This window comes from Dyadobacter sp. CY326, from assembly GCF_021390515.1.
Classification (GTDB): domain Bacteria; phylum Bacteroidota; class Bacteroidia; order Cytophagales; family Spirosomataceae; genus Dyadobacter.
This window is the reverse complement of sequence record NZ_JAJUXI010000003.1, coordinates 275,551-293,436: the sequence shown is the minus strand read 5'-3', so window position 1 is coordinate 293,436 and position 17,886 is coordinate 275,551. Positions and strand designations below refer to the sequence as shown.

The 17,886-nt window shown below is 43.8% G+C and carries 13 protein-coding genes and 1 tRNA gene; 3 read left to right on the top strand and 11 right to left on the bottom strand.

The window, feature by feature from the left end:
* Positions 1 to 4: 4 nt before the first annotated feature.
* The 5 genes from LZG73_RS05655 to LZG73_RS05635 form a co-directional block, all read right to left on the bottom strand.
* Positions 5 to 931, bottom strand: coding sequence for a hypothetical protein (locus LZG73_RS05655; RefSeq protein ID WP_233846784.1), 927 nt, complete (start codon positions 929 to 931; stop codon positions 5 to 7).
* 103 nt (positions 932 to 1,034) lie between these two features.
* The gene (locus LZG73_RS05650; RefSeq protein ID WP_233846782.1) at positions 1,035 to 2,132 is read right to left on the bottom strand and encodes an SPOR domain-containing protein; all 1,098 of its coding nucleotides are present in this window, start codon (positions 2,130 to 2,132) and stop codon (positions 1,035 to 1,037) included.
* Positions 2,133 to 2,160: 28 nt separating this feature from the next.
* Complete coding sequence (locus tag LZG73_RS05645; protein WP_233846780.1) at positions 2,161 to 3,831, bottom strand: TonB-dependent receptor; 1,671 nt, start codon at positions 3,829 to 3,831, stop codon at positions 2,161 to 2,163.
* 42 nt (positions 3,832 to 3,873) lie between these two features.
* Positions 3,874 to 6,885, bottom strand: a complete 3,012-nt coding sequence (locus tag LZG73_RS05640) for a tetratricopeptide repeat protein (protein WP_233846778.1) — start codon at positions 6,883 to 6,885, stop codon at positions 3,874 to 3,876.
* A 157-nt stretch (positions 6,886 to 7,042) separates the two neighbouring features.
* Positions 7,043 to 7,294 carry a hypothetical protein gene (locus LZG73_RS05635; RefSeq protein WP_233846776.1) on the bottom strand — a complete coding sequence of 84 codons (252 nt, stop codon included), beginning with the start codon at positions 7,292 to 7,294 and terminating at the stop codon, positions 7,043 to 7,045.
* A gap of 20 nt (positions 7,295 to 7,314) precedes the next feature.
* On the opposite strand from LZG73_RS05635, the gene LZG73_RS05630 reads away from it, so the two are divergent.
* Positions 7,315 to 8,349 (top strand): tetratricopeptide repeat protein, encoded by a 1,035-nt coding sequence (locus LZG73_RS05630; RefSeq protein ID WP_233846774.1) that lies wholly within the window; start codon positions 7,315 to 7,317, stop codon positions 8,347 to 8,349.
* 4 nt (positions 8,350 to 8,353) lie between these two features.
* Here LZG73_RS05630 and menD read toward each other — a convergent pair whose 3' ends face one another.
* From menD to LZG73_RS05600, 6 genes are all read right to left on the bottom strand, one after another.
* The gene (menD, locus tag LZG73_RS05625; RefSeq protein ID WP_233846772.1) at positions 8,354 to 10,066 is read right to left on the bottom strand and encodes a 2-succinyl-5-enolpyruvyl-6-hydroxy-3-cyclohexene-1-carboxylic-acid synthase; all 1,713 of its coding nucleotides are present in this window, start codon (positions 10,064 to 10,066) and stop codon (positions 8,354 to 8,356) included.
* An 80-nt stretch (positions 10,067 to 10,146) separates the two neighbouring features.
* The gene (locus tag LZG73_RS05620) at positions 10,147 to 11,010 is read right to left on the bottom strand and encodes an RNA polymerase sigma factor RpoD/SigA (RefSeq protein WP_015810559.1); all 864 of its coding nucleotides are present in this window, start codon (positions 11,008 to 11,010) and stop codon (positions 10,147 to 10,149) included.
* A gap of 64 nt (positions 11,011 to 11,074) precedes the next feature.
* Positions 11,075 to 13,213, bottom strand: a complete 2,139-nt coding sequence (gene pnp / locus LZG73_RS05615; protein WP_233846771.1) for a polyribonucleotide nucleotidyltransferase — start codon at positions 13,211 to 13,213, stop codon at positions 11,075 to 11,077.
* 108 nt (positions 13,214 to 13,321) lie between these two features.
* Positions 13,322 to 13,597: a 30S ribosomal protein S15 gene (rpsO, locus tag LZG73_RS05610; protein ID WP_233846769.1), complete on the bottom strand. Its 276-nt coding sequence runs from the start codon at positions 13,595 to 13,597 to the stop codon at positions 13,322 to 13,324.
* Between the two features lie 102 nt (positions 13,598 to 13,699).
* Positions 13,700 to 15,199, bottom strand: coding sequence for an LptF/LptG family permease (locus LZG73_RS05605; protein ID WP_233847538.1), 1,500 nt, complete (start codon positions 15,197 to 15,199; stop codon positions 13,700 to 13,702).
* 2 nt (positions 15,200 to 15,201) lie between these two features.
* Entirely contained in the window at positions 15,202 to 15,594 is a 393-nt protein-coding gene (locus LZG73_RS05600; protein WP_233846767.1) for an START-like domain-containing protein, read from the bottom strand.
* Between the two features lie 201 nt (positions 15,595 to 15,795).
* On the opposite strand from LZG73_RS05600, the gene LZG73_RS05595 reads away from it, so the two are divergent.
* Together LZG73_RS05595 and LZG73_RS05590 are read left to right on the top strand one after the other, a co-directional pair.
* Positions 15,796 to 15,869: transfer RNA gene (locus tag LZG73_RS05595), tRNA-Met, on the top strand.
* A gap of 132 nt (positions 15,870 to 16,001) precedes the next feature.
* Entirely contained in the window at positions 16,002 to 17,780 is a 1,779-nt protein-coding gene (locus LZG73_RS05590) for an ABC transporter ATP-binding protein (RefSeq protein ID WP_233846765.1), read from the top strand.
* Positions 17,781 to 17,886: the final 106 nt, after the last annotated feature.

The following is a 17,886-nucleotide window of genomic DNA, read 5'->3' as shown; positions in this document are numbered from 1 at the left end:
AAATCTATTGCGACCGAATCTTAAATGTAATCGTTCCTACCGACTCGTCCGGCACATTTGATGATTTTGGGATAAAAGTCAAATCCCTAACTGCACTTTTATATTTGTTAACAACTGAATAGTCGGTTACCGTCGTATTCTGCGTTATGATGCTCTTAACCCGTCCGTTCTTGTCCACTGTAATCTTAAATGTGATGTCGCCCGTGGCATCGGAATTATCATCAACAACCGGTCTCCTAGACCAGCTCCATCCCGACAAACTCAAACCAACTGCCGTTCCGCCACCGCCGCCTTCTCCTTTGTATGTTTTGGCAAACAAACTTCCGGTTTTGGATCCTTTGTCGCCTACGCCTTCTGCATCATCCCCATTGTTATTGCCGCCAACACCGCTCTTAGTGCCATTGGTGCCGTTACTTCCAGATTTGCTTCCGGATGATTTGGTAAAAAGCGCATCTTTATTGACTGCTTTTTCCGGCGTCGGCTTGGCTGCTGGTGTAGATGAAGCCTCACTTCCGGTCGACTTTTTGCTTTCGTTTTTCTCTGGCGCTTCAACCGGACTCTCTTCTTTCGCAGTGATCACGGGCTTTTCCGCAACTGTTTTGGTCGGCTTAACCGGCTCGATTTTGGGCGGCGTCGGTGGAGTTGGTTTCGGCGTCGCCACTGATTTAACCTTTTTCACCTCATCCGCATCGGCGCGCATGTTTTCGGCAACCTTGCTGTCATTTGGCTTATTAAATGTCTGGATGTCTCCCTTTCCAACCTTGCTCGTTCCGTAGTTCACTTCGACGAAAAGCTCCATGGGTTCCACTTTCGGCAACGAACTGTTTAACCGGATAAAGAAGAACAAGCCCAGCATTGCAAGCGTGATCCCGATGGACATTGCCCAGGACACTGCAATTCTCTGACGATCTTCGGCCTGTAATACAATCATTGTTTGTGTCTTAATTTACTTTCGAACAACGTAAAATTAAAAAAATTCGTGTGTTGCAAAAAAGGGAAGCGCAGTGCCTCCCTTTTTTTATCATTATAAAATCTTATTTACGCTTGTAGACCCATCCTGCCTCTCCAATAACCGTTTTAAGCTTATTGGACGCACGGTAAGCATCAGTTTCATTATCATAACCATTCGTGGCAACCTTGATTTTCTTTCCGGATTTGCCGGGCAGAAGGATGCTTGCATCCTCGAATCCCTTTTCTTTCAACTGTGCTAAGAGAACCTTTGCCTGTCTGGTTCCTTTGAAAGTGCCAGCAATTACGTAGAATTTCGAATGCTCAGCAGCAATTGCAACGGGCGCAACAGTTGTTGGCGCTACGATCGGTGCTTTCACATCCGCAACTGCATTGGAATCGGGTTTCGTTGCCTCAATGGAATCCAAGGTTAAAGAGCTAACTGCCGCTGAATCCGGTGTTACAGTTTTAGTTTCCTCCGCACTTGCCATCGGTTCGTTTACGACAACTGTTGTCTCATTAACCGGTTGCTCTTGAGCAGATTTCCTAAAAAGCTCAGTGAATGGATTCAATGTGCTTTGAATGTCTCCGTCGTTTGAGTTAACCAGGAAAAAACTCAATCCGCATAAAATTGCCGCAATGGTTGCTGCAACTGCCAGCTTTCCCCAATTAAATGTTCGGGTGTTGCCTTCCTCAGCATCAAGCACTTCAACAGCATCATTAGAAACAAAATCGTTGTGAATGGCAACGGGCACAGCAGCCGCTTCGATTCGTCTTGCTTTTACAGTTTCGAAACCATACCATTCATCCTTAAAATATTTTCCTGTATTTGGTTCAAAAACCAACTTACCCTCCACATTCTTCCGAAACTCACCGATACCAACGATCTCTGCCTGTCCGTTCTGACGCAGCCCGTCGCGCAGCTTATCGGTGTAACCTTTGACATAATCAACCGCCTCCAAGTGAGACAAGCTTTCATGCCGTGAGATATAATTTGCCAAAAGACCATCATCCAGTTTAAGAAACTCGTTGAATGCCAACTTCTTGGCTGGTGGAGAGAAGGTCTGAGTTACTTCATCATAAGCAGCCGGAATCTGGTGCGAAAGTAATGCTCCGAATCCTGGAATGATTACAAATTCATATTCACCAACAAGTTTTCGGATGACGGTTTCGACTGCTATCATGAACGTTTTTTCAGTTAACTGAGCGAAGTTAAAAAGAAAATGATAATCCTCCAATAAAGTTCAGGCCCTGCTGCGGGTAATATTGATAGCGCTGATACTCTTTGCCCAGCACATTATTCAAAGACACAAACGCAGAGAAGTTCCTGGTTAACAGATAGTCAATCTTGAAATTGAGGTCGGTAATGACCGGCAATTTGGTTACCACGCCACTTTGGAAATTTTTTGCTTTTATTCCCCTTAACATATAAAAGTCCGCTGTTACAAAGAGTTTTTTACTGATCGCAAGTGCGTTAAACCAGTTTAATGTCAAATCAGGACGGTGCCATGGCTCTTCGAGATCGGAAACTGAGTAATCATAAAAGTTTGCTTTGAGCGACGTTTTGAACAAATCATTAAAACTATATCCCGCCTGAGCAGAAATGATCAGCACCTTCGTTTTGCCCGGGTCATAGATAATGGAGAACTTGGAAGTGTCGGCAAGTGAGTTGTTGAAATAATAGAAGTTCTGATATTGCGTGTAAGCAACCTTTCCTTCGTAATTAAATCCGCCAAATCCTTCTCCTTTCACCCCAGCACTGATTTCGTAATCCTTATCAGTGTTAAGTATTTGAACATTGGGTCCTAACCATTGATTTTCGTCAAGCATACTTTTCAATGTGTTCCGCACCATATCGCCATTCCAGCCTGCAAAAATGTGCAATCCTGCAAATGGAGCCACATCAATGTTCAAAACCGGGAATGCTTTGGTGCGATTGATGTCCAGTTCGCTGTCCGTTTCATTGGCAACATTGATCCCAGCAGTTACAGTAAATAACTCCGAAGTGTATTTGAAAGTTGGCTTGACGCGAAACAGGTTTCTATTGAATGTAAAACGATCCACGCGCTGCGTAATGAATGCGTCAGCTTCCAGCAATGCGTGGAACGAGCCGGAAATTGGCACGGAAGCCATCAACTGCGTTCCCCAATCCAGCTCAGAAGCTTCGTATCGGTCGCGCAATGTGTGCAAGCTGGTTTTTACTGAATAATCCACGGCAACCGAAGCATCTGTATTTTCAAAACCCAAGGCAAAACCGAAGCGATTAATCGTCTGCCTGATGCTGTCGCGATTTACCTGAACGGCTTCGGGCTGGGGTTGGTAACCATAGAAATAATAGTTCTTACGGTCGTAATCGAATGATGCGTCAAACTTGTGCGTGCTCCGAATGTATTTACCGCCAATCTTGAAATTAGTGGCTGCATTGGCGGAATTCTTATTATCAACCGGACCGTTGGCAGCAGACAAATGTTTGAGCTGCGTGGTAAAAACAAGATCTTCTGATGGACGACCGCCGACGAAGGCTTCTCCCAAGAAACGGCCGTAATTACCCGCACCGAGCTTTATGTAATTGTTCAGCGCGTCTGGCTGGTCCTGGCGTTTTTTTTCATCCGAAGATGCGCCTACACTTGGCGTTAACTTTGGTGAAGAAAGGTCTATTTTAGGGTCAATGATTTGATAATCAACTTTCTTTTTGCCCGTTTCACCTTTAATGGGCTCTACTTTATCGTAAACCCGATTTGCCGGCGCAAATTCAATGCTCTTTTCCTTTACAATTTCATAGGTCTGGCTTTCGATTTCTCCGCGCTGTGCCATGGCAAACTGTGAAGAAAACCCAAGCGTCAATAAAAACAGGGAAGAACGTAATGCTGTGGACTTCGTCATGTGTATCAATATTTTCTATTTGTCCCGAAGGAGATGAATCAATTATTTCTGGATCTGCGCCAATTTTTCCTTAGCCAGTTCTACTGCCTCTTTATCATCCGAATTGTCAATGATGGAGCTTAATGTTGCCTTAGCCTGCCCAACTTCATTCAATCCGACATACACCTCAGCCAGCAGGATAAATGACCTTACACGCCAGTAATCAAAACCTTCGAAATTCTTGCCCATTTCAATAATTGCAGCTTCGGCTTCTTTGTATTTTTTATTTTTATAAAGAATCGTTGCAGCCCAATAACTGGCTTCTGCACCATATTCATCTTTGGAAGAAGCCGCTATCTTTTTAAATTCTTCACTTGCTTTGGTCAGATCGCCACGGTCATAAGGAACCTTGCCATTATAAAGCTGCGCTTTTCCAACTGCTCCCGGGATTAGATTTCCTGCATTGATCACCTCTTTCGCATAATAAAGCGTCGAGTCGTAGCTTTTCAATGTATAATAGGTGTCCATCAATCCCACCCAAGCCTGGGCTTGCTCTTTTTTGCTTTCCGAGTTCCGGAGCAGCACGCGGAAGTTGGTAACAGCGTTGTTAAAGTTGCCTCTTGCGATTTCAAGTTCAGCAGATCGCTGCGCGGCTGCGGCTACAAATGTCGACCTGTTCTGTTGAACCACTTTACCGAAATATTCAAGTGCTTCATTTACTTTACCCGTTTTGTCATAAGATGAAGCGATGAAGTAATTCGCGTCATACTGGTGCTTGCTGGCAGGATAGCTGCGAATGAATTCTTGCAGCGAGTTAATCGCATTGTCATATTTTTCGGCATAATAGAGATTACGCACGTTGTCAAACTCTACTTCTTCTAACTTTTCATTGCCAGGGTTGTTCTTCCTAACTACGCCAAGCACTTGTGTAAACTCCTCGGGACGCCCCACAGCTGTGTATGCTTCCTGAATTCCTTCCAAGGCGCTGTTGGCTGATGGAGAGTCAGGATATTCTGTTAAGATTTTGCGAAAATCGACGATTGCCTGTTCGTAAACCTGCAAGTTATAATATGACTGAGCGCGGCGAAGCAAAGCGGCGGGAATCACGTAACTCTTTGGCTTCTCATTGATCGTTCGTGTAAATCCTTTCACCGCTGCAGAATAGCTTTGATTTTGGAAATCAATATCAGCTAATTGGAAATATGCATCGTCCAGATAACGGGAAGATGGATAACCGCTGATCAGCAATTCAAATTGCCTGCGCGCTTCCTGCTCGCGGTTCATATACACGTATGCACGTGCCTTCTGGAAAAGGGCATAATCCTTGTCAACCTTTCCTTTCGCCGCAACTTGCTCATAAGTCTTGATCGCCTCGTTGTAATTTTTGGCGGCCAGGTAACAATCGGCGAGCCTTGAATAGGCGTCTTCGATCATCTGCGGTTCCATTCCTTCAATGTTGTTGGTAAATTCCTTGAAGTAAGTTAGCGCTTGTCCGTATTTCTTTTGGTTATAATAAATGTAGCCCAATGCGTACAAACTCTTCCTTGCATAAATGCCCGCTTTCGGATTTTTGGAGATCTGGTTGTAAAGCGCTGCCGCTTCATCCACTTTCTTCAATCCATAAGTCGACTCCGCTTTGTAATAAGTCGCCTGAATAAAGAGTTGCTCGTCAATCGGGAATTTAATCGACTTGTCAAACATCACAATTGCATTGTCAAACTTTTCCTGATTGAAATCCAGCACACCCTGATTGAATGTAAGCCGCTGATAGGTGCCATTTATTTTAGCATTACGCTTACGCAGCCCCTCAATGTACTTTATCGCTCCCACAGAATTGCTCGCACCTGCATATCCTTCCGCTACTAATTCGGTGGCTTCTTCGGTATGCGTGCTTTGCGGATACTTGGTCATGAAGTCATTCAGCTCTTTTACGGCCTCATTATTACTTCCCGACTCTAATTGCACCTTAGCATGGTTGTAAGCCGCTTCTTCCTTAATAACGGGGTTAAAGTCTAACTTAGCGGCATTGTCGAATGATGTTAAAGCAAAGCTTAAATTAGAAGTCTTTAAGTAGCTGATTCCCAGTATATAAGATGCGTACTGCGAAACAGAATCCTTGCCCGGACCAACTGGCTTTAATGTCGTAATTGCACCTTCATAATTGCTATTTCTGAACTGCGCGTGACCATAGTGGAGTGCGACGGTTGGCGGCACAACGCCGGGCTTCATACGCTTATATCGCTCATACGCTGTGACGGCTGCAGCGTAGTCGCCTTTCTCGTAATAAACTTCTGCCACATAAAGTGCAACGTCATCCAATTTAGTATTTCCCCGCTGCTGCTTCAATACTTTCTCTCCGTAAGCTAGTAGCTCATCATAACGCTTCAACTGATATAGAGAAGATATAATCCAGTTAGGAGCATCGTTTTTGTAGAAAGGATGATCCTCGATCCGCTGGAAATCCTGATAAGCTTCTTCGAATTTGTTTTTCTGGTAATTGATAACGCCTGCATAGAAGGAAGCGTCACCCGCGTTGGCAAAGGATGTTTCCGTTTTTACCTGGTTAAACAATGGCAGCGCAGCGTCCAATTGCTGTGTATTGTAATAAGACATTGCCAACTGGTAAGTGCTTTCTAGCTTATTGCCACCGTTTCCTTGCACGGCAACCGCCTTTTCCAGATAAGTTATTGCTTTGTCATATTCCCCCGCCGCATAATAGTAACGGCCCAGATCACCATAGATTTGCTGTGCTTTTGGATGTTCTGAGTGGTTTTTAACAAACCGGTCGACCTGAATTTCAGCCTCGGGATAGTTTAAATAAAGTCCTGTAACTGCAACATAATATTCCGCCGTGACCTTGTTATAATTGGTGCTGCTCAGCAACTTATCATCCTTACTCAAATATTCATTGAATTCCTGCCTGGCTGCTACAAAATTAGACTTCTCATAATATTCAAGGCCGTTTCGGAAATTGGCTTCGGGCTCCGTAACACTCATTGTACTCTGAGCGATAACCGAAGATGCGCCAACATATAAAACCATTCCCAAAGTGGAGGCGCCGTGTTTAAAAACCATAGAGATTGTGTTGGTAAATTTTTGATTTGAATTAGTGAGATCGAGCATATCCGTTAAAAGAGCATTTTGGTCCGCACTTACCTCTTAAAATTGTTTGCTATCTAACGAAATGTGCATTAAAACCGTATACGCTGATAGCATGGGCATTTTTTATTGATCAGAAGATCAATTCGTTCCTGCGCAAAGTCGTCGAAAAATCATCATGCATTGCATCAAAACGCGCTGTAACAGCTGATATAAACACGTCATCCATGCATTTTTCTAATTCTGCTTCGCTTTCAATTTCGTAGTCGTCGATTTTGTAAGTTTGCTCATACATGCCAGATTCGATCTTGACAATGTATTTATTGTTCCATTGATAGAGACCAATCTTGTAATTGGCGTTGGGAATATCTTTAATATATCTCATTTATAAAAAGTTGCAACCTTATGATTATCAGTAATAAACTAAAAGAAATACTAATTTTATTAGTGCTAATATTGTCTTGTTGTACGAGTCAGGATAAAAAAGACGCTGCTGACTTTTTTCTGAAAGCGAACCAAGCATTAAATCAAAAGAACTATGCCGAGGCGCTGCGATTGTACGACGAAGCAATTGCCAAAAATGCAGATTTTTCCGACGCCTATCTTAACAAAGGAATAACTTTATTGAAATTGGGCAAGCCCGGCGATGCTTACGAGGTTTTGACAGAAGCGATCAAGATTGACCCGACTCTTACACAAGCAAATCTAGTACGCGCTGAATCGGGCCTCGATTTAGGCCGGTTGCGGGAAGCAAAGCAAGACTTGAAACAAATCGAAAAGGAGTTTAAAGATTCAACCCGGTTTTTTCTGGTTCGTGGAAATCTATTAAGCGCCGAAGGAAATGCTTCACTCGCACTTGCCGATTATGACAGGGCCATTCAGCTGGACAAGTTGAATGTGGAGGCTTACGTCAATCGCGGCGCCATTTTTTATGGACAAAAGAATACAAAGTCGGCGAAAGAGGATTTTGAAAATGCATTGGCGGTTAGTCCCGGACAACCGGAGGCGCTCAACAATCTCGGATTAATCGCGACAGCCGAGCAGAACTGGTCCACTGCCCTATCCTACTTTGATAAGGTGTTAAGCAAGGACCCGAGCGATCCTTACTCGCTCAATAACAAAGGGTATGTGCTGTTACAAACTGGCCGGGCCAGCGAGGCGAAACCACTTATCGAGAAATCACTTGAAAAGCTTCCCTCAAATGGATATGCGCTGCGCAACATAGGAATTTATTACCAGCAGTCGGGACAGCTTGACAAGGCCATTGAATCCTTTTCCAAAGCAATCGACATTGCTGAGCCGGTAGAAATGTTATATGGCCTCGCAGGTCGTGCATATTGGGCCCAGAATAAAAAAGCGGACGCTTGTAAAATTTGGAAGCAAGGGGTTGTCTTGAAAGACTCGATTGCTGTTATCGAAGCAGCAAAAAATTGTCCGTAACAGCCTACGCTTTACAAGCTCTTTTTAAGGATTTCCAAACTTGCTCATTTTCGTAAGGATCTGTAAAAATTTCCAACAGACTGATGCCTTCGTTTTCCAGGAACTGATTAATCGATGTCTCCAATGTTTCCAATGCATTGCAACTGAAATACGCGATGTCCGAGTCCTCGCAAGTTCGCTTTGCAGAGAAAGCATGCCGCGTTTCAAAATAGGTTTCCAGCTCAGGCAATCCAGCCGGTCCATCAATCATTCGGAAAATGTTTCCGCCTGCATTATTGATTACAACGATTTTCAAATTCTGCGGAAGCGATTCGATGAGTAATCCATTGCGATCATACATGAATGCAACGTCTCCGACAATTAGCAAGGTCTCTTCATTATTCATCAATGCAGCTCCAACAGCGGTGCTCACACAGCCATCAATTCCACTTGTTCCGCGGTTGCAAAAGACACCGGGAATGTATGGCGGCAAGTCTAAAACATTGACGTAGCGAATAGACATGCTATTGGCAACATGTAACTGATACACTTTTCTTGTATACTTAATGACTAAATCTAACGATGTTAGATCGTTTATCTTTGAAAGATTTTGTAAGTAATCTGCCTTGATGCGACTTGACTTTGTATCTTGGATATTCCAATTTTGAATGAATTGTGAATCAGTCTCCGGATCTGAGTTTTGCACAAAAAGCTGATAATCAATCTTTTCAAAGAGATTTTGAAAGAAATACTGCGGGGAAGTTGGAATGATGTTTGTCACTGACTGCATTGGATCAGCGAGAAATGCGTCTTCACTTATATGCCAATGCGCCTTTGGTGGATTTTTTCGAATGAATTGCTTGAAATCCTTCGAAATGAATGACAGACCAGTTGTTATAAGCAAGTCAGGGACCAGATTTTGAATGTCTGTTCTGCCTAAAAAGAGGTCGTGATTGCGTATTATTTTATCGCCTGTAGTGTTCGCAATGTGATCGGCCAGGATTGGGATGTCCCATTCTTCTGATATTTTATTCAGCACTTCGCTCAGCTCCGGATCAGGCATGTTCTGGCCGACAGCGATCAGGATTTTTGGGAAATCCTCGAAATCATCCAACAAATTATTCCACGTTTCCGGAGATAAAATGCTTTCCGAAGCTTGCCGCGTTATCACTTTCAAGTCGGCCGATGCAATCATGTCCTCACCCGCACCCGGATAAAACGGCTCCCTGATGGGCACATTAATGTGAACCGGCCCCGGTGGCGTCGTTGACGCCAGTGTCACTGCTTCATTTGCAATGCGGTTGATCGCCCACTGCACATCCTTATGCGCATAGTCTGACGACAATTCGAATGAACGCTTAATATGTTTGCCGAAAATCTCAGACTGATAAATGGTTTGTCCGTCGTATTGGTGCAGCCATTCCTTGGGCCTGTCTGCCGAGATTACAACCAATGGAACTTGCTGAAAAAACGCCTCTGAAACGGCCGGAGCAAAATTGTAGACTGCACTGCCGGACGTGCATATTAAAACCACTGGAACGCGCGTTTGCTGCGCTATGCCGAGTCCTATAAATCCAGCTGAACGTTCATCCATGCATACATGCATTGCGAATCCGCCATGACGTGCAAATGCAAGTGTTAGTGCTGCACTGCGCGATCCTGGTGAGGCGACGACATGCCTTACGCCTTGCTGGTAACAAATGGCGGCAATGTCCACCAATGGTTGTAAAATAGCCATAACTACAAATAAAAATAGCCTCTTGCGAGGCCATTTAATCATTAATCTATTTCAATACTAGGTTCAACATAACACGCTGATTAACCCAAATATGTTTTAAGCGCTTTGCTTCTCGAAACGTGACGCAATCTTCTGATCGCTTTTTCCTTGATCTGGCGAACGCGTTCGCGGGTAAGGTTAAATTTCTCACCGATTTCTTCAAGTGTCATTGCATGCTCTCCGTTCAAACCGAAATACAATGCGATAACATCTGCTTCGCGCTGAGTCAATGTGCAAAGTGCACGCTGAACTTCTTTACGCAATGATTCATTGACCAAACCTGAATCAGGCTTGTCTTCCAAATCATTCTCCAAAACGTCCAAAAGGCTGTTTTCTTCACCTTGAACGAATGGCGCATCCATGGAAACGTGGCGACCTGAGATCTTCATTGTGTCAACAACCTCAGATGAAGAAATTTCAAGCACTTCCGCTAATTCCTCAGGTGAAGGCTCGCGTTCGAAACGCTGTTCCAGTTCTGAGAAAGTCTTGGATATTTTATTTAAAGATCCAACACGGTTAAGGGGTAAACGTACAATCCTCGATTGCTCAGCAAGTGCTTGCAGGATCGATTGACGAATCCACCAAACCGCGTATGAAATGAATTTAAAACCTCTTGTTTCATCAAAACGTTGTGCAGCTTTTATCAGACCTAAATTTCCTTCGTTGATCAAATCACCCAGCGACAAGCCTTGATTTTGATATTGCTTTGCCACAGAAACCACAAAGCGAAGGTTTGCCTTGGTTAGTCTTTCCAATGCAAGCTGATCACCATCCCTTATTTTTTGAGCTAATGTCACTTCCTCATCCGGCGTCAACAAATCTACCTTACCGATTTCCTGTAAATACTTGTCTAACGACTGACTTTCCCGGTTGGTAATTTGCTTACTGATCTTTAGCTGTCTCATCTATCTTTTATTATTTTTATATATAACGACATTAAATACTGCCCCTGTTACCAAAAACACTATTTTAATCATTTTTGTTCTCTGGCTTAGGCAGTAACACCTTGCGGGATAAGCGGTATTTTCCAGTTTTTTTGTCGATTTCAACCAATTTAACCTGCACTTCCTCTCCTACTTCAAGCACGCCGTCCATTTTTTCAAGACGCTCCCATTTGATCTCAGAGATGTGAAGCAATCCATCCTTACCCGGCAAGAATTCAACAAATGCACCAAATGGCATAATTGACTTCACTTTGCCGCTATACACTTCACCAATTTCAGGCACGAGAATGATTCCTTTGATGCGGGTAACCGCTTTATCCATCGAAGTCTTGTCAGCAGAAAATATACTTACATACCCTGCTCCATCTTTTTCTTCGATAGAAACTGTTGCGCCAGATTCTTTCTGAATGTCCTGAACAACTTTTCCACCAGGCCCGATCACCGCGCCAATCATCTCACGATCAATCTTGATAACGATCGCGCGAGGTGTGTGTGGTTTCAGGTCTGCACGGCTTTCAGTCATCGTTTTATTCATCTCGCCCAGTATGTGCAACCTGCCAGCTTTCGCCTGCATAAGCGCCTCTGTCAATACTTCGAAAGAAAGACCGTTCACTTTCATATCCATCTGGCATGCAGTGATCCCTTTTTCCGTTCCTGTTACTTTGAAGTCCATATCTCCCAGGTGATCTTCATCACCTAGGATGTCTGAAAGAACTGCATACTTGCCTGTTTTTTCATCGGATATAAGACCCATAGCAATCCCTGAAACCGGTGCTTTAATCTTCAAACCTGAATCCATCAATGCAAGGGAACCTGCGCAAACTGTCGCCATGGATGACGAACCATTTGATTCAAGAATGTCGGAAACGATACGGATTGTGTATGGATTATCCTCTGCAACGGGCAACACCTTTTTCAATGCGCGCAATGCGAGGTTACCATGTCCTACTTCACGACGGCCAGGTCCCCGGTTTGGTTTTACTTCCCCTGTTGAAAAGCCTGGGAAGTTGTAATGCAGCATGAATTTGCTGTAACCGTATTTCATTGGCGTGTCAACAATCTGCTCGTCGTTTTTCGTACCCAATGTCACAGTTGTCAAAGACTGCGTTTCTCCTCTTGTAAACAAAGCAGAACCGTGTGCATTTGGTAAAAAGTCAACTTCGGAAGCGATAGGACGAACTTCATCCAGTTTACGACCATCCAGGCGAATCCTTTCATCTAGAACCAGACGACGAGATGCTTCCCAGACAAGATCATTGAAATAACGTTTCGCCAGCGCTTTGTCGAATCCTTCTTCGTCTTCTGGAATAGAAGCCGCAAATTCTTCCCAAACTGCCTTGAAACCGTCTTTTCTAACTGTTTTATTGGTAGAGCCCAACTGGGTTACCGCATATATTTTGTCGTAAGCAAATGCTCTCAAACGCGCTTCCAATGCTTCATCCGCTGCATCGCCAACATATTCTCTTTTTTCTGTTTTGCCAACTACCGCTTCAAATTCTTTCAAAGCCAAGCACTGCTGCTTGATGACTTCGTGCGCAACTTTCAAAGCTTCTACGACTTCTTCTTCGGAAACTTCGCTCATTTCGCCTTCAACCATTGCGATGTCATCATAAGTCGCGCCCACCATCAATTCCAATGTGGCACGCTCCAATTCCGCTGCACCTGGATTGACAACATACTGACCGTCAATTTTAGCAACGCGAACCTCTGAAACCGGACCACCAAAAGGAATGTCAGACGCTGCAAGCGCAGCAGATGCTGCCAATGCCGCCAATGCGTCTGGCAATGCAGTTGCGTCAGCCGACATCAGCAATATATTTACCTGCACTTCTGCGTGGTAATCGTCTGGAAATAACGGGCGCAAAACGCGGTCAACCAGGCGGCTTGTCAAAACTTCCGGATCGGATAGCTTGCCTTCACGACGTTGAAAACTTCCCGGGATACGACCGGCAGACGCAAACTTTTCTTGATAATCAACCGATAATGGTAAAAAATCAAGACCTTCCTTAATATCTTTATTGGCAACAACGGTCGCAAGCAGCATGGTGTTACCCAAACGCACTACAACCGAACCGTCGGCCTGCTTCGCTAATTTTCCTGTTTCAATGGTGATTTCCCTGCCGTCTGGCAATGGTATAGTCTTGGTAACTATATTAAAGAGCATAAAATAATGTTTTTTGTAGCTGCGAAACGCCATGCTGACGTTCCAAAATTTGTTAATTCCGCAAAAAATCAGGGAACTTTCATCTTGATGAAGTTCCCTGATTTTAAATTACTTACGTATGTTCAATTCAGCGATAATCGCACGGTAGCGGTTAATGTCTTTTTTGAACAGATAATCCAACAATCTTCTGCGCTTACCTACCATTTTAAGTAGGCCAAGTCTTGTATCATTGTCTTTTTTGTGCGTTTTTAAGTGATCGTTCAAGTAGTTGATACGATACGTAAATAAAGCAATTTGTGATTCAGCAGATCCAGTGTCTCCGCCTTCTTTCTTAAAACCCTTTGACTCGAAGATTTCAGCCTTCTTTTCCGCGGTTAAATACATAATTGTAACAACAGATTAATTATTTATAACTTTTTACAGCACCCTGCCGTAAATAAGGTCGCAAAATTACGATTTTTGGCCTGAATAAAAAATATAATTTTCCTATGATTGAATAAGTTCTCTTTTCCCAAATCTACTTGCCCACACGGTTTTTATTCTTTTCGCAATCATCATATAACCATCTTTTTCAAAAAGCCGTGAATCGCTCCTGGCCCGGTCTACAAAGTATAAACCTGTCAAAAACAGCACCGTATTGGCCATCCAGGCACCGACGGGCACAACAAGTAATCCTTCCTTCACCCACTTGTCGCCCTGATTTGTCAAAACATAAAGCAGAATAAAGAAGACGATCGATACGAGGACCGGCACCCCAAATCCGCCTTTTTTAATGATTGCACCCAACGGCGCACCGATCAGGAACATGATCAAACAAGATATGGCGCTGGTGTATTTGTGGTGTTTTTCCAATTCATACTTGTTCGCATCCTTCAATTTCGTCTGCAAATATTCCGTTTGCGACTTCGTGTAACTAAGCATGCTGTTAGAAGCACTTTTTGTATTCTGTAAAATCTCTTTTTTCAAACTGTCCGTAACCGGTTTTGCCAGCAGCGAATCAATCCATGGACCTTTTGTAAGCGTTTTATCAGTGCCTGAGCGATAATTGTAAGAATAATATTGCTGACTGCCGGACACGAGGTTTTTTCTGGTTTCATTGTAAGAATTGCGCAGCGAATCAGCCGTTGAAGTCAGATCACTGATGTTCTTCATGAACTCATGATATTTGAACTGTCCCTCGTCCGTCCGTTTCATGCCGAATGAGGCCAGACTTTCGGTCAACCGGAAATGTTTGAAAGAGTTACGGCTGAAATTGGAATAATTCGGCACGCTGCTTCCGCCTATCGGTGAAGATATATACGCAGGTCTCGCGCCGCCTGAACTGACCTCATCCGTGTAGCGGGTCCCGTTATAAAGTTCGATCACCAAATATCGGTTATCGTTGATTGAATACATGCGGCCAGAATCGGCAAGGATGATTTCGGTGTTGCCAAATTCATACGAACGGTTGCTATGCTTGTAAATCACCATTCGTTTCAGCTTGCCATTCTCCTCCTTCTTATCAACCTTAATGCTGAATCCCGGCAAGTCGTTGTAAAAAATTCCTTCCTTGATTTTTAATGTTGCTTTTGTGGTCTTAATATCATACAAAAGGCTATAACCCTTTAAGTTAGCCCAGGGCGACACGCGGTCATTGAAGTAAAATGAAAACACACTCACGGAAACCGCGACAATGAAAAGCGGCGCCATGGCCCTTACAACCGATATTCCGGCACTTTTAATGGCAGTAAGCTCAAAGAATTCGCCCAAGTTACCAAACGCCATCAGCGACGACAGCAACATCGCCAGCGGAAGTGCTGTTGGGACTGTAATCAGGCTGAAAAAGAAGAATAATTGTGCGTAGTCGGTGATCCCGAGATCTTTGGAAACAAAATCGTCAATATAAAAAATCATGATCCGCATCAAAAACACAAAGACCACGACGGACATTGTTATAAAAAAAGGCCCCCAAAAGGACATTAAAACAAGCTTATCAAGCTTTTTCATCATCAACTACCAACGATATCTCTTAAATTATCAATAAAGCCATCCCAAAGTGACGCCATTTCGTCCTCATCACGGTTGGAAGAATAATCCGTCACGCGCAGGAATGTTGTCTGGGTTAACTCGCTTACTTCAAGTTTTAGTTCCACGTGATTGTTATCAAGGTTATCATCACTTGTATTTTCAAAATCAAATCTTACGGCCTTGTTAATCCGCAAACCCGTTTGTCTGGCAATGTGGCTGTCGCCGTCCCATTGGAAATCAAAACGGTGGTCGGGCAGGACTGTGACCCTTTCAGCAAACCATTGTTCCAGTCCCGAGGGTGTCGATATATATGGAAATAGTACTTTTGGAGAGGATCGTAATTCAAACTCAGTTACAAATTTATATTTTTCCATACGAACGAAAATTAAAAAGGGTTAACCACATTAGTGCCGCCTTATATGCTGATTTTAAAAGTTGTAATATAGCATAATTCAACAATAAATGTCACCAAACTTAATTTTTGCTCTGTTATCCTAACGGAAATTTCAGTTTAAAATTGGAAAATCAGGTTGGAGGTTAAGATTTTTTAACATACTTTTGCACCATAATAAGACGGCGGGGTAGCTCAGATGGTTAGAGCGTAGGATTCATAACCCTAAGGTCGGCAGTTCGATCCTGCTCCCCGCTACAAAGTTTCAGACATCCCGATGGATGTCTTTTTTGTTGCCCTTTCTGCCAATATCACTGCTCTTTCGAGAATTAAAATCCTAAACTTTCGGTTTGTCATAATAGTCAAACGATTGATTCGCCTCACAGCTCTATGAAATTACTATTACAATACCTAAGCCGGTATAAAGCGCTCATTTTCCTTGCGCTTGTCCTGGCCGCTATAAACCAGGTATTTTCGTTACTAAACCCCTACATTCTCGGAAATTACCTGATCGATCCATACGCCAACAAAGCGCAGTATTACCGTGACAATGCCCTGGATAACCAGTTTTTCAGAGGCATCACCATTGGTTTACTGATGATTATCGGCGTTGCGATGGTCTCTCGCATTGCCAAGGCATTCCAGGATTATGTTGTGAATGTTGTAATTCAAAAGTTTGGAGCCAGCCTGTATACCGACGGTTTGCGCCACGCATTGCGCCTCCCGTTCCAGGATTTTGAAGACCAGCGCAGCGGAGAGACACTTTCAGTTTTGCAAAAAGTACGGGCCGATTGTGAAAAATTCATCACCAGCTTTGTTAATGTCCTCTTTGCCACGCTCGTAGGCATTGTTTTCGTTGTCGTCGTGGCTTATAAACTGAGCCCGATGCTGCCGCTGATTTATCTGGTCGGTTCGGTCGTCCTCGCCATTTTGACTAGTGTTTTGAGCCGAAAAATAAAGGTCATTCAGAAGAACATTGTGAAGGAAACAACAGCCTTAGCTGGTTCAACAACCGAATCGCTGCGCAACATTGAACTGGTGAAAAGTCTTGGACTTACCAATCAGGAAATCACGCGTTTGAATACGACCACATTCAAAATTTTAAAACTGGAATTGCGGAAAGTAAAGAGCATTCGTTCCATCAGCTTCATACAAGGCACTTTTGTGAACTTTTTGCAGCAATGCATTATGTTCGCGTTGCTGTTTTTTGTATTCCGCGACCGGATTACGGTGGGTCAAATGATGATGATGCAATTTTATTCTTTCTTCATTTTTGGCCCTTTACAAGAACTTGGCAATGTGATCCTCTCCTATCGCGAGGCCGAAGCGTCGCTTAACAACCTGCAATTGCTGCTCGCAAGACCGGTTGAGCACAAACCCGCCAATCCAGAGGTCATTTCTGAAATAGAAGCGCTGCGTTTCGACCACGTGCGTTTTCAGCATCAGTCTGCCATCCGGCCTGCGTTGGAAAACATTTCATTTGACGTAAAACGAGGCGAAACGATTGCATTCGTCGGGCCTTCGGGTTCGGGAAAAACAACACTTGTGAAGCTGCTTGTCGGCCTTTATCATCCGATTTCCGGAAGCGTTTTTTATAATAATGTCAATGGAAGTGAAATAGATTTTGACGAAATCAGGAACAAAATAGGCTTCGTGACGCAGGATACGCAACTTTTTTCAGGAACAATTAAGGAGAACCTGCTTTTCGTAAACCCAACCGCCACGGACGAAATGATCAATGACGTGTTAATCAAAGCGGCTTGCTATAATCTGCTTTCAAGAGCGGAAAATGGCATCGACACGGTCATCGGCGAAGGCGGACTCAAACTTTCGGGTGGTGAACGCCAGCGTTTATCCATTGCCCGTGCGCTCCTGCGCGTGCCGCACTTGATCATCTTCGACGAAGCCACTTCCGCGCTGGATTCGCTGACTGAAGAAGAAATTTCAAACACAATCCGCAACATTACCGATCAGCGTCAGCACATTACGGTGATGATCGCACACAGGTTGTCGACCATCATGCATGCCGATCGCATCTATGTTTTGGAGAAAGGGAACATTGTTGAAACCGGCAGCCACAATGCATTGATCGACGAAAAAGGCTTGTATTATGCCATGTGGCGTCAGCAAATTGGCGAACGCAAAGACGAGCAAGTGCTTTCTGCTTAGTTTTTAAAAAAGCCAAAAGCATAGCAAGATTCGGGTTTTTCATTCCTGCAATCACTGATAGTTTTGCTGCATAGAAAGTGAGCAAGAACTCAGACCGAAAAGCAAA

Coding starts and splice junctions, on each gene's coding strand:
- LZG73_RS05655 (WP_233846784.1), bottom strand. CDS start 931: ATGATTGTATTACAGGCCGAAGATCGTCAGAGAATTGCAGTGTCCTGG.
- LZG73_RS05650 (WP_233846782.1), bottom strand. CDS start 2,132: ATGATAGCAGTCGAAACCGTCATCCGAAAACTTGTTGGTGAATATGAA.
- LZG73_RS05645 (WP_233846780.1), bottom strand. CDS start 3,831: ATGACGAAGTCCACAGCATTACGTTCTTCCCTGTTTTTATTGACGCTT.
- LZG73_RS05640 (WP_233846778.1), bottom strand. CDS start 6,885: ATGGTTTTTAAACACGGCGCCTCCACTTTGGGAATGGTTTTATATGTT.
- LZG73_RS05635 (WP_233846776.1), bottom strand. CDS start 7,294: ATGAGATATATTAAAGATATTCCCAACGCCAATTACAAGATTGGTCTC.
- LZG73_RS05630 (WP_233846774.1), top strand. CDS start 7,315: ATGATTATCAGTAATAAACTAAAAGAAATACTAATTTTATTAGTGCTA.
- menD (WP_233846772.1), bottom strand. CDS start 10,066: ATGGCTATTTTACAACCATTGGTGGACATTGCCGCCATTTGTTACCAG.
- LZG73_RS05620 (WP_015810559.1), bottom strand. CDS start 11,010: ATGAGACAGCTAAAGATCAGTAAGCAAATTACCAACCGGGAAAGTCAG.
- pnp (WP_233846771.1), bottom strand. CDS start 13,213: ATGCTCTTTAATATAGTTACCAAGACTATACCATTGCCAGACGGCAGG.
- rpsO (WP_233846769.1), bottom strand. CDS start 13,597: ATGTATTTAACCGCGGAAAAGAAGGCTGAAATCTTCGAGTCAAAGGGT.
- LZG73_RS05605 (WP_233847538.1), bottom strand. CDS start 15,199: ATGAAAAAGCTTGATAAGCTTGTTTTAATGTCCTTTTGGGGGCCTTTT.
- LZG73_RS05600 (WP_233846767.1), bottom strand. CDS start 15,594: ATGGAAAAATATAAATTTGTAACTGAGTTTGAATTACGATCCTCTCCA.
- LZG73_RS05590 (WP_233846765.1), top strand. CDS start 16,002: ATGAAATTACTATTACAATACCTAAGCCGGTATAAAGCGCTCATTTTC.